The sequence below is a fragment of the Pseudomonas sp. L5B5 genome, assembly GCF_020520285.1.
Classification (GTDB): domain Bacteria; phylum Pseudomonadota; class Gammaproteobacteria; order Pseudomonadales; family Pseudomonadaceae; genus Aquipseudomonas.
Genome location: NZ_CP084742.1, coordinates 109,481 through 127,005, shown reverse-complemented (window position 1 = coordinate 127,005; position 17,525 = coordinate 109,481). Strand labels below are relative to the sequence as shown.

The following is a 17,525-nucleotide window of genomic DNA, read 5'->3' as shown; positions in this document are numbered from 1 at the left end:
TGAAGCGGACGCCGGAAATGACTGAAAACCTGATCGAAATCCGCCAACTCAATGTCGCCTTCGGTGGCCACTCGGTGGTTCGCGACCTGAGCCTGGACATCCGTCCCGGCGAGTGCCTGGCGCTGGTGGGCGAGTCCGGCTCGGGCAAGTCGGTGACGGCCCACTCGATCCTGCAGCTACTGCCCCAGACCGGCTGCAGCAGTCGCGGCAGCGTGCGCTACCGTGGCCAGGAACTGATCGGGGCCGACAGCGCCACCCTGCAAAAACTGCGGGGCAATCGCATCGCCATGATCTTCCAGGAGCCCATGACCTCCCTCAACCCGCTGCACAGCATCGAGAAGCAGATCGGCGAAACCCTGCTGCTGCACCGGGGGCTGGGGGGCAAGGAAGCCCAGGCGCGGATCCTCGAACTGCTGGAACTGGTGGGCATCCAGAAGCCCCGGGAACGGCTCAAGGCGTATCCGCACCAGCTCTCCGGTGGCCAACGCCAGCGGGTGATGATCGCCATGGCCCTGGCCTGCGAGCCGGAACTGCTGATCGCCGACGAACCCACCACGGCCCTGGACGTGACCGTGCAGCGCAAGATCCTGCTGCTGCTCAAATCCCTGCAACAGCGCCTGGGCATGTCATTGCTGCTGATCAGCCACGACCTCAACCTGGTGCGGCGCATCGCCCAGCGGGTATGCGTGATGCAGGCCGGGGAAATCGTCGAGCAGGCCGACTGCGAAACCCTGTTCAACGCCCCGCAGCACCCGTACAGCTGCGAACTGCTGCACGCCGAGCCCGAGGGCCTGGCGCTGTGTCGCGACACCCGCGACACCGTACTGGAGGTGGACAACCTCTGCGTCGAGTTCCAGGTCGGCGGCGGCCTGCTGCGGCGCAAGCAGTACCTGCGCGCGGTGGACGGCATCAGCCTCAGCGTGCAGCAAGGCAAGACCCTGGGCATCGTCGGCGAATCCGGCTCGGGCAAGTCGACCCTGGGCCAGGCGATCCTGCGGCTGCTGGACTCCCGGGGTGGCATCCGCTTCCAGGGCCAGGCCCTGGACGGGCTCAACCAGAAACAGCTGCGGCCCTGGCGCAAACAGATGCAGGTGGTGTTCCAGGACCCCTTCGGAAGCCTCAGCCCGCGCATGTCAGTGGCGCAGATCATCAGCGAGGGGCTGGAAGTGCACAGCCAGTACGATGCCCGCCAGTGCGACGAACAAGTGATCCGTGCCCTGGAGGAAGTCGGCCTTGACCCGGGCAGTCGCCATCGTTATCCCCACGAGTTCTCCGGTGGCCAGCGCCAGCGCATCGCCATCGCCCGGGCCCTGGTGCTCAAGCCGGCGCTGATCCTGTTGGACGAACCCACCTCGGCGCTGGACCGTACCGTGCAGAAACAGGTAGTGACCCTGCTGCGCCAGCTCCAGGAAAAGTACGGCCTGACCTACCTGTTCATCAGCCACGACCTGGCGGTGGTCCGTGCCCTGGCCCACGACATGATCGTGATCAAGGACGGCCAGGTGGTGGAAAGCGGCGTCAGCCACCAGGTATTCGAAGCCCCACAGCACCCCTACACCCGGGAACTGCTGGCCGCCGCCCAACCCGGCTGAACCTCCGGCGTTCCTGGCCGCTACGCGCCCATGCGCAGCCTGCGGCAGCGGCTACACGAGGCCATGGACCGCCGCAATCCTGTCGCCGCTGCCGAGGCTGCGAGGCTGCGCCAAGGTCCGCAGGACCTTCCGGCAATCCCCAGCCACCCCTTCCCTGGTCGCGCCCGGGAGGGGATTGTCGGCATAATCGGCGCCGCCAGCCCCAGGACTCCAGCCAATGAACGACAGCGAAAACCTCAAGGACTACCAGCGCGTGCGCCAACTGGCGATCCGCTCGCTGTTCGAGATCATCGAGCAGTCCAGCGAAGGCACGGTGATCGTCGATCGTGACGCCAATATCGTCTGGATGAACGAGCGTTATGCCCGGCGCTTTGGCCTGGAATCGGCCTCGTTCGCCATCGGCAAACCCTGCGAAAGCGTGATCCCCGGCAGCCTGCTGCGCGAGGTGGTGCGCACCGGCCGACCGATCCTGCTGGACATGCAGGACACCCCCAAGGAGCCGCTGGTGGTGATGCGCCTGCCCATCCACGACGCCGCGGGCCTGGTGATCGGCGCCATTGGTTTCGCCCTGTTCGACGAGTTGCGCAGCCTTTCGCCCATGCTCAAGCGCTACCTGAGCATGCAGGAAGAACTGGCCTCCACCCGCTCGTTGCTGCGGGCCCGGCAAACCAAGTACAACTTCGCCCATTTCATCGGCACCAGTACCGCCAGCCTGGAGGTCAAGCGTCGTGCCCGGCGCGGCGCCAGCGCCGAGTCACCGGTGTTGCTGCAAGGCGAGACCGGCACCGGCAAGGAACTGCTGGCCCAGGCCATCCACGCCGCCTCGCCCCGGGCCCACAAACCGTTCGTCAGCATCAACAGCGCGGCAATCCCCGACGCCCTGCTGGAAGCGGAGTTCTTCGGCACCGCCCCCGGGGCCTTCACCGGTGCCGACCGCAAGGGCCGCGCCGGCAAGTTGCAGATCGCCCAGGGCGGCACCTTGTTCCTCGACGAGATCGGCGACATGCCGTTGCCGCTGCAGAGCAAGCTGCTGCGGGTGCTGCAGGAAAAGGAATTCGAGCCGGTGGGCTCCAACGAGGTGATCCACAGCGACGTACGGATCATCGCCGCTACCTCCACCGACCTGGAGGCGGCGATCAAGCGCGGCGAATTCCGCGCCGACCTGTATTACCGCCTCAATGTGCTGCCGATCCAGGTGCCGGCCCTGCGCGAACGCCTGGACGACCTGCCAGCCCTGAGCGAGGGGATTCTCGAAGAGCTGCGCAGCCAGCATGAGCTGGCACCCGAGGCCCTGGCGCTGCTGGGCCGCCACGCCTGGCCAGGGAATATCCGCGAACTGCGCAATGTGCTGGAGCGCGCGGCGTTGCTCAGCGACGACCTGCTGCTCGGCGCCGAGGATATTCGTGCGGCTATCGGCAACTTCAGCCCGCTGTCGCGGGATGCGGCCCCTGCTCTGGTCGAACAGCAACCGGCCCAGACCTTCGCCGCCGCCCGTGAGCAGTTCGACCGGCAATTGATCAACGCCACCCTGGCGCAATGCGCCGGCAAGGTGGACGAAGCGGCCCGGCGCCTGGGGCTGGGGCGTTCGACTTTGTACAAGAAGATGGCGGCGCTGGGCATTGCAGAGTCTCAATAAAGAGACATGCATCCCGATCTAGAGACAGCTGCTTTTGTGGCGAGGGAGCTTGCTCCCGCTGGGCCGCCCCGCGGCCCAAAACCCTGACATCGTGGTACTTCTGATACAACCCGGTGACCGAACCGGGGGAGCGCTACGCACTCCAGCGGGAGCAAGCTCCCTCGCCACACCGTCTCCGATCAGAGACTTTTTCCTGCGCCGTCACCGGAAAGCATAAAAATACTATTATATTTCAATAACTTATATAGATGGCACAGTTCTCGCTATAACCCCCTCTACACGCAACACCCGACAAAAATAACAATCCTGGAGAGACACACCATGAGTGTGATCATTGCCCTGGCAGCCCTGGCGCTGCTGATGCTGGCCGCCTATCGTGGCTACAGCGTCATCCTGTTTGCCCCCATTGCCGCCCTCGGCGCCGTCTTGCTCACCGACCCGTCCGCCGTAGCGCCTGCCTTCACCGGGGTGTTCATGGAAAAGATGGTCGGTTTCATCAAGCTGTACTTTCCCGTGTTCCTGCTGGGCGCGGTATTCGGCAAGCTGATCGAGCTGTCGGGGTTCTCGCGCTCCATCGTCGCCGCCGCCATTCGCCTGCTGGGCACCCGCCAGGCCATGCTGGTGATCGTGCTGGTCTGCGCCCTGCTGACCTACGGCGGCGTGTCGCTGTTCGTCGTGGTGTTCGCGGTCTACCCGTTCGCCGCCGAGATGTTTCGCCAGAGCCAGATTCCCAAGCGGCTGATCCCGGCGACCATCGCCCTGGGCGCGTTCTCCTTCACCATGGACGCCCTGCCCGGTACCCCGCAGATCCAGAACATCATTCCCAGCACCTTCTTCAACACCACCGCCTGGGCCGCGCCCTGGCTGGGACTGATCGGCACCCTGTTCGTGTTCTGCGCCGGCATGCTGTTCCTCCAGCGTCAGCGCAGCAAGGCACAGAAGGCCGGTGAAGGCTACGGCAGCGACCTGCGCAACGAACCGGAAACCGCCGCCGACCTCAAGCTGCCCAACCCCTGGGTGGCCCTGTCGCCCCTGTTGTTGGTGGGGGTCATGAACCTGCTGTTCACCCACTGGATCCCCCAGTGGTATGGCAAGACCCACAGCCTGGCCCTGCCAGGCATGGCCGCACCGGTGACCACCGAGATCGCCAAGCTCACCGCCATCTGGGCGGTGCAGGCCGCCTTGCTGGTGGGCATCCTGATGGTCCTGGTGTGTGGCTTCGGCGCCATACGCAGCAAGCTCGCCGAAGGCAGCAAGAGCGCGGTCGGCGGCGCCCTGCTGGCGGCCATGAACACGGCCTCGGAATACGGTTTCGGCGCGGTGATCGCCTCCCTGCCCGGGTTCCTGGTACTGGCGGACTGGCTCAAGAGCATCCCCAACCCGCTGGTCAACGAAGCCATTACCGTGACCCTGCTGGCAGGCATCACCGGCTCGGCCTCCGGCGGCATGAGCATCGCCCTGGCCGCCATGTCCGAGAGTTTCATCAGTGCGGCCAACGCTGCCAACATTCCCCTGGAAGTGCTGCATCGGGTCGCCGCCATGGCCAGCGGCGGCATGGACACCCTGCCCCACAACGGCGCGGTGATCACCCTGCTGGCGGTCACCGGGCTGACCCATCGCGAAGCCTACAAGGACATTTTCTGCATTACCCTGATCAAGACCCTGGCGGTCTTCGTCGTCATCGCCACTTTCTACGCCACCGGCATCGTGTGAGGTATTCATGACCACTCTTTCTGGCAAGACCGCCCTGGTCACCGGCTCAACCAGCGGCATCGGCCTGGGGATCGCCCAGGTCCTGGCCCGGGCCGGGGCCAACCTGATCCTCAATGGCTTCGGCGACGCCTCAGCCGTCATCGCCGAGCTGAAGCAACTGGGGGTCAAGGTCGGCCACCACCCGGCGGACGTCAGTGACCCTGCACAGATCGTCGAGATGTTCGCCTACGCCGAGCGCGAGTTCGGCGGCGTCGATATCCTGGTGAACAATGCCGGTATCCAGCACGTGGCCACCGTCGAGGCGTTTCCGGTGGAGCGCTGGGACTCGATCATCGCCATCAACCTGTCGGCGGTGTTCCACAGCACCCGCCTGGGCCTGCCCGGGATGCGCGCCAAGGGCTGGGGACGGATCGTCAACATCGCCTCGGTGCACGGCCAGGTGGGGTCGGTGGGCAAGGCCGCCTATGTCGCGGCCAAGCACGGAGTGATCGGGCTGACCAAGGTGGTGGGCCTGGAGACTGCCACCAGCAACGTGACCTGCAATGCCATCTGCCCGGGCTGGGTCCTGACCCCGCTGGTGCAGAAGCAGATCGACGACCGCATCGCAGGCGGTGTCGACCCGCAACAGGCACGCCACGACCTGCTGGCGGAAAAACAACCTTCCCTGGAGTTCGTCACCCCGTCGCAGCTGGGGGAGCTGGTGCTGTTTCTGTGCAGCGAGGCCGGGGCCCAGGTCCGCGGCGCGGCGTGGAACATCGACGGTGGGTGGCTGGCGCAATAACGGCAACGGCAAGCTGTAAGCCGCAAGCAACAGCAGATCAGAAGAACAACAAGAGAGGCCTTGCATGTCCGACATACTCTGGCAACCCAGCGCCGAGCGCATTGGCAAGACGCGCATCGACGCCTTTCGCCGCTTGATCAATCAGCGGCACGGCCTGGATATCAGCGACTACCCCAGTCTGCACCAGTGGAGCATCGACCAGCGCGAAGACTTCTGGCAGGCGATCGTCGATTTCTTCGAAGTCAGTTTCCACCACAGCGCCGAGTGCGTGCTGCGCGAAGGCCCGCAGATGCCCAGTGCCCAGTGGTTTCCCGGGGCTACCCTGAACTTCGCCGAACACCTGCTCAAGCGCCGCGACAACGACGTGGCAGTGGTGGCGATCAACGAAGACGGCCAGCGCGAACAGCTGACCTGGGCCGAACTGGCGGCCCAGGTCGCCGGCCTGCAAGCCAGCCTGCGGGCCATCGGGGTCGGCCTCGGCGACCGGGTGGCGGCCTGCATGCCCAATACCTGGCAGACCCTGGTGGGCATGCTCGCCACCACCAGCCTGGGCGCCGTGTGGTCCAGTTGCTCGCCGGACTTCGGCACCCAGGGCGTGATCGACCGCTTTGGCCAGATCGAGCCCAAGGTGCTGATCACCTGTGCCGGCTACCGCTACGCGGGCAAGGATGTGGACCAGCGCAACAAGATCAATGAGATCCTCGAGCGCCTGCCATCCCTGGAACAACTGCTGATCGTGCCCGGCACCCGGCCCCAGGCCCGTGCCGAGGACTACCGGACCCCAGCCCGGGTCAGCCTCTGGCAGGACTTCTACCAGAGTGGCGGCAAGCCCGAGTTCATTGCGGTGCCCTTCGCCCATCCGCTGTACATCCTCTACTCCAGCGGCACCACCGGGGTGCCCAAGTGCATCATCCACGGCACCGGCGGGGTGCTGTTGCAGCACCTCAAGGAACATGGCCTGCACGCCGACCTCGGCCCCGGCCAGCGGTTGTTCTACTACACCACCTGCGGCTGGATGATGTGGAACTGGCTGGTCTCGACCCTGGCCACCGGTGCCAGCCTGGTGCTCTACGACGGCTCTCCTTTCCACCCGCATAACGAGCGCCTGATCGACCTGATCGACAGCGAGGCGATCAACGCCTTCGGCACCAGCCCCAAATACCTCGCCGCCCTGGAGAAAGCCGGTAGCCAGCCGCGCCTGAGCCACCACCTGGACAGCCTCAAGACCCTGCTGTGCACCGGCTCGCCGCTGTCCCCCCAGAGCTACGACTACGTGTACCGGGACATCAAGGCCGACCTGTGCCTGGCCTCGATGTCCGGCGGCACCGATATTGTCGCCTGCTTCGTCGCCGGCAACCCGGTGCAGCCGGTACGCCGGGGCGAAATGCAGGGCAAGGGCCTGGGCATGGCCATCGAGGTGTGGAACGACCAGGGCCAGCCGGTGATTGGCGAGAAAGGCGAACTGGTCTGCACCCGGCACTTCCCGAGCATCCCGGTCGGCCTGTGGAACGACCCGGACCAGCGCCGGTTGCGAGATTCCTACTTCAAGCTGTTCCCCGGGGCCTGGGCCCAGGGCGATTACGCCGAACAGCTGGCCGAAGGCGGCTGGCTGATCCATGGCCGCTCGGACGCGGTACTCAACCCCGGCGGCGTGCGCATCGGTACTGCGGAGATCTACCGCCAGGTGGAGAAGCTGGAGCAAGTGCTGGAGAGCCTGGCCATCGGCCAGAGCTGGGAGCATGACGTGCGCGTGGTGCTGTTCGTCCGCCTGCAGGATGGCGTGCAACTTGACGAGGCCCTGCAGGAACGGATCCGGCAGGTGATCCGCAGCAACACCACGCCCCGCCATGTGCCGGCCAGGATCCTTGCGGTAACCGACATTCCACGAACCATCAGCGGCAAGATCGTCGAGCTGGCAGTGCGCAACGTGGTCCACGGCCTGCCGGTGAAGAACACCGACGCCCTGGCCAACCCCGAGGCCCTGGAGCAGTTCCGCGGCCGCGAGGAACTGCGCAGCTGATACATCGCGCCAACGGCTCCTGCGGCCGCTGCGCGCCCGTGCGCAGCCTCGCAGGCTCGGCAGCGGCTACAGGAACCGCACGGATATGGCTCTGTTTCGTGTAGCCGCTGCCGCAGGCTGCGCACGGCCCGGCACGGGCCGCCACACTACACCTGGCACACCGCGCCGGCCGGTACTGCGACCGCTGCGCGATGCCCGGCGCTAGTCATCCACCGCCAAAGCGGGTGAAAATACCCCGCCAGAAACGCCTACACTCCACCCGTTTGCATAGGCTGCGCGGTTGCAAGCGCTGCCCGTCATTGCGCAATACCGCTGCACCCAGGACTCCCCGACATGAATGGCTCCCACCACGGCAGCGAAGCCGCCACCCTGATTGCCCGCCTGGACTGGACCACCACGGCCCTGGGCGATTCCGGGCAATGGCCGCAGAGCCTGCGCACCGCCGTGGACATCGTGATCCATTCGCCCATGCCGATGCTGCTGCTCTGGGGTGGCGAGCTGACGCAGATCTACAACGACGGCTTCGCCCTGCTGGCGGGCAACAAGCACCCCCAGGCCTTCGGCCAGCCGGCACACCTGATCTGGCCGGAACTGATGGACTTCACCGATCCCATCTACCGCGCCGTACTCAACGGCCAGGTACGCACCTTCAGCGAGCAGCGCTTTAGCCTGCAACGCACCAATGGCAGCGCCTACGAGCTGTGGCTGGACCTGACCTACAGCCCGATCCGCAACGAACACGGCGATGTCGCCGGGATCCTGGTCACTGCCATCGAAACCAACGAACGCCGACGCACTGCCCTGGAACTCAAGCAGCGCTCCGACGATAGCCTGCGGGCCCAGCACGAAACCGAAGAGCGCCTGCAACTGGCCCTGGCCGCCACCGACGCCGTGGGCACCTGGGACTGGGACATCGGCGAGGATCGCTTCATCGCCGACGCGCATTTCGCCCAGTTGCACGGCATCGACCCCCAGCGCTCGCGGCAACTGCCCATCAGCGAGTACCTCAAGGGTGTACACCCCGAAGACCGCGGCATGGTGGCCCGCAGCATCAAGCACTGCATCACCCACGGTAGCGAATACGCCGAGGAGTACCGCCTGCAAATGGCTGACGGCCAGGTACGCTGGGTCTTTGCCCGGGGCCGCTGCTACAAGGATCATCACGGCCGGCCAACGCGCTTTCTCGGGGCCGCCCTGGACCTCACCGAACGCAAGCAGATGGAACAAGCACTGCGCCAGGGCCAGACCGAGCTGCAGTTGATCATCAACGCCATGCCGGCGCTGATCGGCTACGTCGACCACGAGGAACGCTTTCGCCTGAACAACAGCGCCTACCTGGACTGGTACGGCCTGACGCCCCAGGAGCTGTACGGCAAGACCATCCGCGAAGTGGTGGGTGAAGAGATCTACGCCGCACGCGCCGACAAGATCGCCGCCGCGCTGTCGGGCAGGCCGTGCAGCTTCGAAGCCAACTCACCGGATCGCGAAGGTCGCCCGCGCCATGCCCTGACCCGTTATCTGCCGCGCTACGGCGCCGACGGGGCGATCAACGGCTTTTACATCTTCGTCAACGACGAGACCGAGCGCCGGCAGACCGAGGAAGCCTTGCGCAACCTCAATGAAACCCTGGAAGAGCGGGTCAATCGCCGCACCGAGGCACTGGCTACCGCCAACCAGCGCCTGCAGAACGAGATGTTCGAGCGCGAACGCGCCGAAGATGCCCTGCGCCATGCGCAGAAAATGGAAGCCGTGGGCCAGCTGACGGGCGGCATCGCCCACGACTTCAACAACATGCTCACCGGCATCATCGGCAGCCTGGACCTGATGCAGCGCTACATCGACAACGGCCGCAGCAGCGAGATAGGACGCTTCACCGACGCCGCCATGTCCTCGGCCAAGCGCGCCGCTTCACTGACCCATCGCCTGCTGGCCTTTTCCCGCCGCCAGTCGCTGGACCGCCAGCCACTGGACCCCAACCAGCTGGTACGTTCGCTGCAGGACCTGTTCAACCACACCAAGGGCGAACACATCGAACTGCAGTTGCAACTGGCCGACGGCATCTGGCCGGTGAGCACCGATGCCAGCCAGCTGGAAAACGCCCTGCTCAACCTGGTGATCAACGCCCGCGACGCCATGCCCGACGGTGGCCGGCTGCTGATCGAAACCGCCAACAGCTACCTGGACGGCAGCGACATCAGCACCCTGGAGCCGGTCAAGGCCGGCGACTACGTGATGCTCGGCGTCAGCGACAACGGCGCCGGCATGAGCCCGCGGATCCTGGCCAAGGCCTTCGACCCGTTCTTCACCACCAAGCCCATCGGCCAGGGCACGGGCCTGGGCCTGTCGATGATCTACGGCTTCGCCCAGCAGTCCGGCGGCCACGTGACCATCAACAGCGAACCGGACCAGGGCACCAGCGTGCGCCTGTACCTGCCGCGCCTGCACACCGCGCCGCTGGCGCCCGAGCAACCACAGAGCAGCGGCGAGCCGCCCCAGGCCGTCGCCGGGGAATGCGTGGTGGTGGTCGAGGACGATCCGGCGGTGCGCATGCTGGTGCTCAATGTGCTGAACGAACTGGGTTATCGCGCCTTCGAGGCCGAAGACGCCCGCTGCGCCCTGCCCTTCCTGGAATCGTCGATGCGTGTCGACCTGCTGGTAACCGACGTTGGCCTGCCGGGGATGAACGGCCGGCAACTGGCGGAAATCGCCCGCCAGCATCGTCCTGGGCTCAAGGTGCTGTTCATGACCGGTTATGCAGAAAAGGCCGCCGAGCGCCAGGGGTTCCTGGAACCGGGCATGGACCTGATGGCCAAGCCGTTTTCCATCGAGGAACTGGCGCAGAAGATTCGTCGGATGATCGGCCGCGAGCCTGCGAATCAGGCATAATCCGCGGCCGCCGATTTCCCGCTACAAGGTTACCCGCCCATGAAAGCCCAAGCCCGTCACATCCTGGTGAAAACCGCCGAAGAAGCCGAACAGCTCAAGCAGCGCATCGCCAAGGGCGAAGCCTTCGACGTGCTGGCCAAGAAATACTCCACCTGCCCGTCCGGCAAGCGCGGCGGCGACCTGGGTGAAGTGCGCCCGGGGCAGATGGTCGGCGCCATCGACCAGGTGATTTTCAAGAAACCCCTGCGCACCGTGCACGGCCCGATCAAGAGCAAGTTCGGCTACCACCTGGTGCAAGTATTCTTCCGCGACTGACCTGTAGCCGCTGCTGAGCCCGCGAAGCTGCGACAAGGCCCGCAGGGCCTTCAGCGCCCTCAAGACCGCCACGGCCCTGCAGCCCGTACGCAGCCTGCGGCAGCGGCTACACCAGGTGGCGAGGAATCAGGGCACCTGGGTGCTGGATCACCCGGGCCGCCAGGCGGTGGCCGGCTTCGGCGGCTGACACCGGCTCCTGCCCTGACAAACGCGCGGCCAGGTAGGCGGCGCTGAACGAATCACCCGCCGCCGTGGTATCCACCACTGTCTCCACCCGCTGCGCCGGCACCTGGTACAGATCCTCGCCACAGCGCACCCGGCACGGCTCGGCCCCGCACTTGACCACCACCTCGCCCAGCCCCGGATAGGCGGCCAGTACCACTTCGGCGGTGGCATGGCCAAACAGCGCCTGCTCGTCGTCCAGGGTCAGCAACGCCAGGTCAACCTGCTCGAGCACCTGCCGGTAGGCCTGGCGCGCGTGTTCCACGGACGCCCAGAGCCTGGGCCGATAGTTGTTGTCGAAGACCACCTGCGCCCCTCGTCGACGCGCCTCGCGCAGCAGTTCCAGCAAGCGGCCACGACCTGCCTCGCCCAGCACCGCCAGGGTGATGCCGCTGAAATACAGCACGTCGTAATCGCGCAGCTGCTCCAGGATCACCCCGGCCGCCGGGGTATTGAAGCAATCGCGCACCGCGGCTTCGTTGCGCCAGTACAAGAAACGCCGCTCGCCACGCTCGTCAGTCTGGATGCAATACAGCCCCGGCAACCGCCCAGGCAGGCGCTGGACCTTGTCCAGGCCGATGCCCTCGGCGGCCCAGCCCTGGCACATGGCATCGCTGAAGCTGTCATCGCCCAGGGCGGTGACGTAATCCACCAGCGCCCCTGGCCCCAGCTCCCGGGCCAGGTACACGGCGCTGTTCAAGGTGTCACCGCCAAAGCTCTGTTGCAGGCTGCCATCGGGCCGCTGTTGCAGTTCGATCATGCATTCGCCGATCAGGGCGATGCGCGGGTTGGAGGTGTTCATGATGAAGGCATCTCTGGCGAGTATTTGTGTTGTCGAGGAGGACATCATCGCGGGCAAGCCTCGCTCCTACGGGTGTGAGTCGTACACATCACCGCGACCAACCCCCATCTTGTAGGAGCGAGGCTTGCCCGCGATCACCTGCGCAGCAGGTGCCAGAATCAGAAGCAGGTCTCGAGGTTTTCCAGGACCCGCAACTGCTCGTCCACCAGCAAACCAACGCGCCACTTGTCGAAGGTCAGGCACGGATGGGACGTGCCGAAGGAGATGATATCCCCCACCCGCAGTTCCACCCCCGAGGCCACCGTCAGGAAGGCGTGCTGATCCATCACGGCGGTGACCTTGCAACCACTGACGTCATCCCCGCTGCCAGCCTCGGCCCCAGCCTGGTAGCGCCGCAACGGCAGCGGCAGGCCGGCGTCGTAGGCCACATCACGCTTGCCCAGAGCCACCACGGCGAACCCGGGCTCCGGCAGCGACTGCACGTGGGCCCAGACCTCCATCGCCGGACGCAGGCCTTCGTCCAGGTCGCTGCGCCGGTCCAGCACACAGCATTGGGCCTCTTTGTAGATCCCATGGTCATGGGCCACATAGCTGCCCGGACGCAACACGCTGAGGAATCGCCCCTTGGCGTTGTGGGTCTCGAAGGACTCGGCGATCAGGTCGTACCAGGCCGAGCCCGAGGCGGTGATGATCGGCCGCTCGATGGCGAACAGCCCATCGTTGTGCAGATCCACCGCCAGGCGCACCAGGGAGTCGGCGAACTGGCGAATGCCGGTGACGGCCTGGTCGCCGTGGATCACCCCTTCATAACCTTCGATGCCGCACAGGGCCAGGGCCGGCTGGGCCTGGATCGCCCGCGCCAGTTCCAGCACCTCCTGCTCGCTGCGACAGCCACAACGACCGCCCACCACGCCGTACTCGATCATCACCTTGAGGGTGACCCCGCGCTGGGCAAAAAAAGCCCCCAGGTCGGCCACGTTATCCGGGTGATCGACCATGCAGTAGAAGTCGAAATCACCGGCTGCCAGCAGCTCGGCCACCAGCGCCATGTTCGGCGCGCCCACCAGCTGGTTGGCCATCAGCACCCGGCGCACGCCATGGGCATAGGCCGCCCGTGCCTGCACGGCGGTGGCCAGGGTGATGCCCCAGGCGCCGGCGTCCAGCTGCCGCTGGAACAGTCCCGGCATCATGCTGGTCTTGCCATGGGGCGCCAGCTCGGCGCCGCTGTCGCTGACGAACGCCTGCATCCAGCGGATGTTGTGTTCCAGGGCCGCGCGGTGCAGCACCAGGGCCGGCAGGCTGACCTCCTTGAGCAAGCTGGCACCAGTGGCGGCCGCGCCCTTTTGCACCAGCGGCAGATTCGAAGCAGAAGACATGTGGCTACTCCTTGGCAAAGCGGCCAGAGACGGCCGCGGGGTACAAGCGTTAGTCGTTGATCCGCCGGGCCAGGCGATTGGCGCTGTCGAGCAGCACCTGGCGGTAATGGCGGTAGTTGGCTTGGGCATCGGCCCGGGGTGCGACGATGCACAGGGTACAGACGCACACCCCGTGCTCGTCGCGCACCGGCGCGGCAAAACAATGGGTGAAGGTGTCGGCGACGCTGTCGAAGGAAAAGAACCCGTCCTCGCTGGCCTGGCGGATTTCCTTGAGGAAAACCTCCAGCGGCAGGCGTTCACCGTCGGGCAGGATGAAATCGTCCTCGTCGATCAGCTCGACGATCTGCTCATCGCTCAAGTGCCCCAGCAGCAAGCGCCCGGACGCGGTCCAGGGGATGGGCGCGTTCTCGCCGATATTCGAGGAAATGCGAAAATGCCGTTCGCCCTCCTTCATCAGCGCCACCGTGTACTTGCGTCCGTTGAGCAGGCACATCTGCGCGGTCTCGCCGGTCTGGCCGACGATGCCCTGCAGGGCCTGGTCGGCCTCGCGGCTCAGGTCGAAATGCCGCAAGTGCGCCTGCCCCAGAAAGTACAGCTGGCGCCCGAGGTACACATGCCCGTCGTGCCCCACCGGCTCCAGGATACGCCGCTCCAGCAGTGACTCCACCAGCTCGTAGACCGTGGACTTGGGGCTGCCCACGCCCTTGGCGATATCGTTGGGGCGCAGCGGCTGGCCGACCTCCTTGAGGAAGTCGAGGATATCGAACGCCCGGTCCAGGCCCCTGGCCCGCCGCTTGATGTTGTCTTCAGTCATCTGCCCTTCTCCTGTACCCGTTGCCGAGCCCGCGAGACTGCGCACGTCCTGCAGGAACGCTGCGATCGTCGGATCGCTGAAGGTCCTGCGGACCTTGTCGCAGCCTCGCCACGGCTCGGCAGCGGCTACCTCATCACGTCTTCTTCTTGTAAGCCACGCAATCGATCTCGACCTTGCAGTCCACCATCATGCTGGCCTGCACACAGGCCCGGGCCGGCGCATGCTCGGGCTTGAAGTACTCGCCGAAGACCTTGTTGAAACTCCAGAAATCCCGTGGATCGTCCAGCCACACGCCAACCCGCACCACGTCCTCCAGGCCATAACCGGCCTCCTCGAGAATCGCCACCAGGTTGCGCAGGGTCTGGTGCGTCTGCTCGACGATCCCGCCATGGACGATCTCGCCTTCCAGCGCCGGCACCTGGCCGGACACATGCAACCAGCCATCGGCCTCCACGGCGCGGGCGAAAGGACGCGGCTGGCCACCGCCTGCGGTGCTGCCGGTGCCGTAACGGGTGATGCTCATGGGGTTTCTCCTGGTTGACGCCTGAGAGCTCCGGAACCCGTCGCAGCTGCAACAGATTCCGAGCAAATTTTTCCGCTATAACGGAACACGAATCGTAATAACGGAATATTTTCGAAGTCTGCCACACAAACCAACGGCGACAACAGAGGAAAATCGAACGCGCCCTCTCAGCCCCTGTAGCCGCTGTCGAGCCCGCGAGGCTGCGACAAGGACCGAAGGGCCTTCAGCGGATTCAAGATCCAGCGACCGCTACGCGCCCGTACGCAGCCTGCGGCAGCGGCTACACGAAGCGTGCCCTGTAGCCGCTGTCGAGCCAGGGCGAGGCTGCGACAAGGACCGAAGGGCCTTCGGCGGATTGACGATCCCAGCGGCCGCTGCGCTCCCGTACGCAGCCTGCGGCAGCGGCTACGCGAGGCAATGCCAAGGCTTTCGCTCTGCTTAGATTTGCTTTGGCTAACGAGTGGAGGGGCAAGCGTTTTTGCTTATGTTTTTGCTGGGCCGGCTATCCGGCGTTTGAAAAAAATGAGTCGCCGTAAGGGCGAAACCGCCAGTGGCCACACCCGCATCGACGGATATGCCCACCAGCCAAATCATGGACTCCGGTCTTACGCCCGCTGCATGGCCGAGCAAGAGCAAGCGCCCTCGCCACAGCTAACCTTGCGCCCACAAGGCATCAGTCGAAGTCAGAAACGCACAACACCCACCAGAGGTTCCGAGCCCCCTGACAAACCACATAGGCGGAAGAAATCGTCGACCCTCTGGTCAATTCACACCAATCGAGGCTGTCAAGTCGATACACCACAAGCTCGGAAAACGGGCCCGGAAACACGGCCTCCAGCGCCTCCCCCACCAATTTCCGAGCATTGGCCAAGCTCAACCCTCGGGTCGAGTGATGACACCCGCCCCGCAGCAGCACGGCCAGCAGCGAGCCTTCGAACTCGTATCGATTCAGCAGGGAGAAGGGCCCGAACTCACGCTCGACCTGCCCGATAGCCGTCGACCCGGCAAGGTCGCTGAAACGCTCCAGAAACTCGGCCAGTCGCTGTCTCTCACCCAACACCTTGATAGAAGGATCTGGCTTGAAGAAGCGGGAAACCACCTCACCACACTGAGCAAGCACAGCAAGCAGTTCGGCAAGGGGCTGCTTGTCGACGACGAACTCGCTGGCACCGGTCAATGGCGCTACAGCATCGTGCTTCAGACGTTCATCTTGCTTCATGATCAAACACCCGACTTTGTTCGCAAACAGGCAATCCCCTAGCGGCTACTGTGCCCCGGGCTTTTGCGACCGCGGATAACTGAAACGGCGCCGCTCGGAACGAACAGGCCGGAGGGGGCGACAATGTATCGGCCGCATACTTGAACGGCAAATCCGAAAGCCATCGCCCCCCCAACGAGCCCATCGGTCTCACGCCTTGAACGTCAGAACCGGCGAAAACCGTGCAATCACCGACACCGTCTCCTCCTCCACCTGGGAACGAATCACCTGCCCGATCTCCTTGTACGCCCCCGGCGCCTCCTCGATCATCCGCTCCTCCTTGGTGGTGATGCACTCCACCCCCTGCAACCCCAGGAATGCCTTGTCCCGCTTGGCCCGCACGATCACATCCCCGCGCGACATCGAACGCCCGGCACCATGGCTGGCCGAACGCATCCAGCGCTCATTGCCCAGGCCGGTGAGCAGATAGGAGTCATGTCCCATGCTCCCGGGGATCAGCAGCGGCTGACCGGCATAAGCCGGGGTCGCGCCCTTGCGGTGCACGTTGCCCGCCTCTTCACGCAACACGATGTTGTGCGGCACATCGACGATCAGCGGTGCCTCGATTCCCGCGCCGAACACCTGCCGCGTGCGCTGGCGCACCATCTCGGCAATCAGCGCCCGGTTGGCATCGGCGTAATGCGCAGCGCTGTGCATCGCCAGCAGGTACTCATCGGCCATCTCGCCGAACAGCGCGAAGATCTTCGACTGCGGGTGCTTCAGCCCCGCCGGCCACAACGCCTTGGCCTTGTCCATCCAGCGTCGGCCGACATAAAAACCCACGTCCCGGGAACCGGTGTGGATCATCATCACCACCTGCCCCACCGCCAGCCCATGGGTAAAGCAGGCCTGGCGATCCACCAGCTCGGTGACCACCTGGATCTCGACGAAGTGATTGCCTCCGCCCAAGGACCCCAGGCCCGGGTCTCGCAAGACCTGCCGCGAACGGTCCTGCAAGGCTTCCGGGCCATAGGCGGCGCGGCCACGGGCAAAGGACGACTCATGCAAGCCGGCCAGCTCACGCTGCAACTGGGCGAAATCCGCCCCGGCAAACAAGCCTTCCGGGGCCTGTTGCCGGACCTGGGTCCAGAAGTCCCCCAGGCCTGCCTCGAATAACGCGCTCATGGCCAACGGGCTGGTGGGAATATTGCGTGTACCCTCCAGCAGGTCACCGCGCACCAGGGCAGTCCACTTGGCCTTCTGCGCCATGAACTGCTCATAGTCCAGGCCCAGCTTGTGCAGGCGCATGCCACAGTTGATATCGGTGCCGATGGCCTGGGGCACCACCAGGTCATGACTGGTGACGATCACGCTGCCTACCGGAATGGAGCTGCCGGTGTGGAAGTCCGGCGTGGCACACGCGCACTTGACCTCGCCGCCATGGGGATGGGCGACCCTGGCGAAATCCATCAGTTGGAGAATGGCTTTCTCCTCGATGGCAAAACCTTCAGGCAGGAGCAGATCTGCCTTGAGCCCGGCGTCATTGATCGAGGAAATGGAAAGGGAATTGGAATTCAGGCGTTCGATGGCCACCCCGGAACGGGCGAGCTTGTGCTGAATTCTCTTGAGCGGTACTTGGGTCATATT

The 17,525-nt window shown here is 65.1% G+C and carries 13 protein-coding genes; 7 read left to right on the top strand and 6 right to left on the bottom strand.

The annotated features are described in order from the left end of the window. Window positions 1-17 precede the first annotated feature (17 nt). The 7 genes from LGQ10_RS00455 to LGQ10_RS00425 all read left to right on the top strand — a co-directional run bounded on the left by LGQ10_RS00455 (window position 18) and on the right by LGQ10_RS00425 (window position 10,943). On the top strand, window positions 18-1,592 hold the full coding sequence (locus LGQ10_RS00455) for an ABC transporter ATP-binding protein (protein ID WP_226524303.1): 1,575 nt from the start codon (window positions 18-20) through the stop codon (window positions 1,590-1,592). A gap of 217 nt (window positions 1,593-1,809) precedes the next feature. After that, window positions 1,810-3,228 carry a sigma-54 interaction domain-containing protein gene (locus LGQ10_RS00450; protein WP_058437015.1) on the top strand — a complete coding sequence of 473 codons (1,419 nt, stop codon included), beginning with the start codon at window positions 1,810-1,812 and terminating at the stop codon, window positions 3,226-3,228. 321 nt (window positions 3,229-3,549) lie between these two features. Next, entirely contained in the window at window positions 3,550-4,941 is a 1,392-nt protein-coding gene (locus tag LGQ10_RS00445; RefSeq protein WP_226524302.1) for a GntP family permease, read from the top strand. Window positions 4,942-4,948: 7 nt separating this feature from the next. Continuing rightward, the gene (gene hbdH / locus LGQ10_RS00440; protein ID WP_226524301.1) at window positions 4,949-5,722 is read left to right on the top strand and encodes a 3-hydroxybutyrate dehydrogenase; all 774 of its coding nucleotides are present in this window, start codon (window positions 4,949-4,951) and stop codon (window positions 5,720-5,722) included. A gap of 64 nt (window positions 5,723-5,786) precedes the next feature. Continuing rightward, window positions 5,787-7,742 (top strand): acetoacetate--CoA ligase, encoded by a 1,956-nt coding sequence (locus LGQ10_RS00435; protein WP_226524300.1) that lies wholly within the window; start codon window positions 5,787-5,789, stop codon window positions 7,740-7,742. Between the two features lie 333 nt (window positions 7,743-8,075). After that, on the top strand, window positions 8,076-10,628 hold the full coding sequence (locus LGQ10_RS00430) for a PAS domain-containing sensor histidine kinase (protein WP_226524299.1): 2,553 nt from the start codon (window positions 8,076-8,078) through the stop codon (window positions 10,626-10,628). 39 nt (window positions 10,629-10,667) lie between these two features. Beyond that, complete coding sequence (locus tag LGQ10_RS00425) at window positions 10,668-10,943, top strand: peptidylprolyl isomerase (RefSeq protein ID WP_011061856.1); 276 nt, start codon at window positions 10,668-10,670, stop codon at window positions 10,941-10,943. A gap of 106 nt (window positions 10,944-11,049) precedes the next feature. On the opposite strand, the gene LGQ10_RS00420 is transcribed toward LGQ10_RS00425, so the two are convergent. The 6 genes from LGQ10_RS00420 to LGQ10_RS00395 form a co-directional block, all read right to left on the bottom strand. Then, window positions 11,050-11,967: a sugar kinase gene (locus LGQ10_RS00420; RefSeq protein WP_226524298.1), complete on the bottom strand. Its 918-nt coding sequence runs from the start codon at window positions 11,965-11,967 to the stop codon at window positions 11,050-11,052. A 158-nt stretch (window positions 11,968-12,125) separates the two neighbouring features. Next, on the bottom strand, window positions 12,126-13,343 hold the full coding sequence (locus LGQ10_RS00415; protein ID WP_058437470.1) for an amino acid deaminase: 1,218 nt from the start codon (window positions 13,341-13,343) through the stop codon (window positions 12,126-12,128). Between the two features lie 49 nt (window positions 13,344-13,392). After that, window positions 13,393-14,157, bottom strand: coding sequence for an IclR family transcriptional regulator (locus LGQ10_RS00410; RefSeq protein WP_058437471.1), 765 nt, complete (start codon window positions 14,155-14,157; stop codon window positions 13,393-13,395). Between the two features lie 133 nt (window positions 14,158-14,290). After that, window positions 14,291-14,680, bottom strand: a complete 390-nt coding sequence (locus LGQ10_RS00405) for a RidA family protein (protein WP_058437472.1) — start codon at window positions 14,678-14,680, stop codon at window positions 14,291-14,293. A 673-nt stretch (window positions 14,681-15,353) separates the two neighbouring features. Then, complete coding sequence (locus LGQ10_RS00400; RefSeq protein ID WP_226524297.1) at window positions 15,354-15,899, bottom strand: hypothetical protein; 546 nt, start codon at window positions 15,897-15,899, stop codon at window positions 15,354-15,356. 189 nt (window positions 15,900-16,088) lie between these two features. Next, window positions 16,089-17,522, bottom strand: a complete 1,434-nt coding sequence (locus tag LGQ10_RS00395) for an RtcB family protein (protein WP_058436104.1) — start codon at window positions 17,520-17,522, stop codon at window positions 16,089-16,091. Window positions 17,523-17,525: the final 3 nt, after the last annotated feature.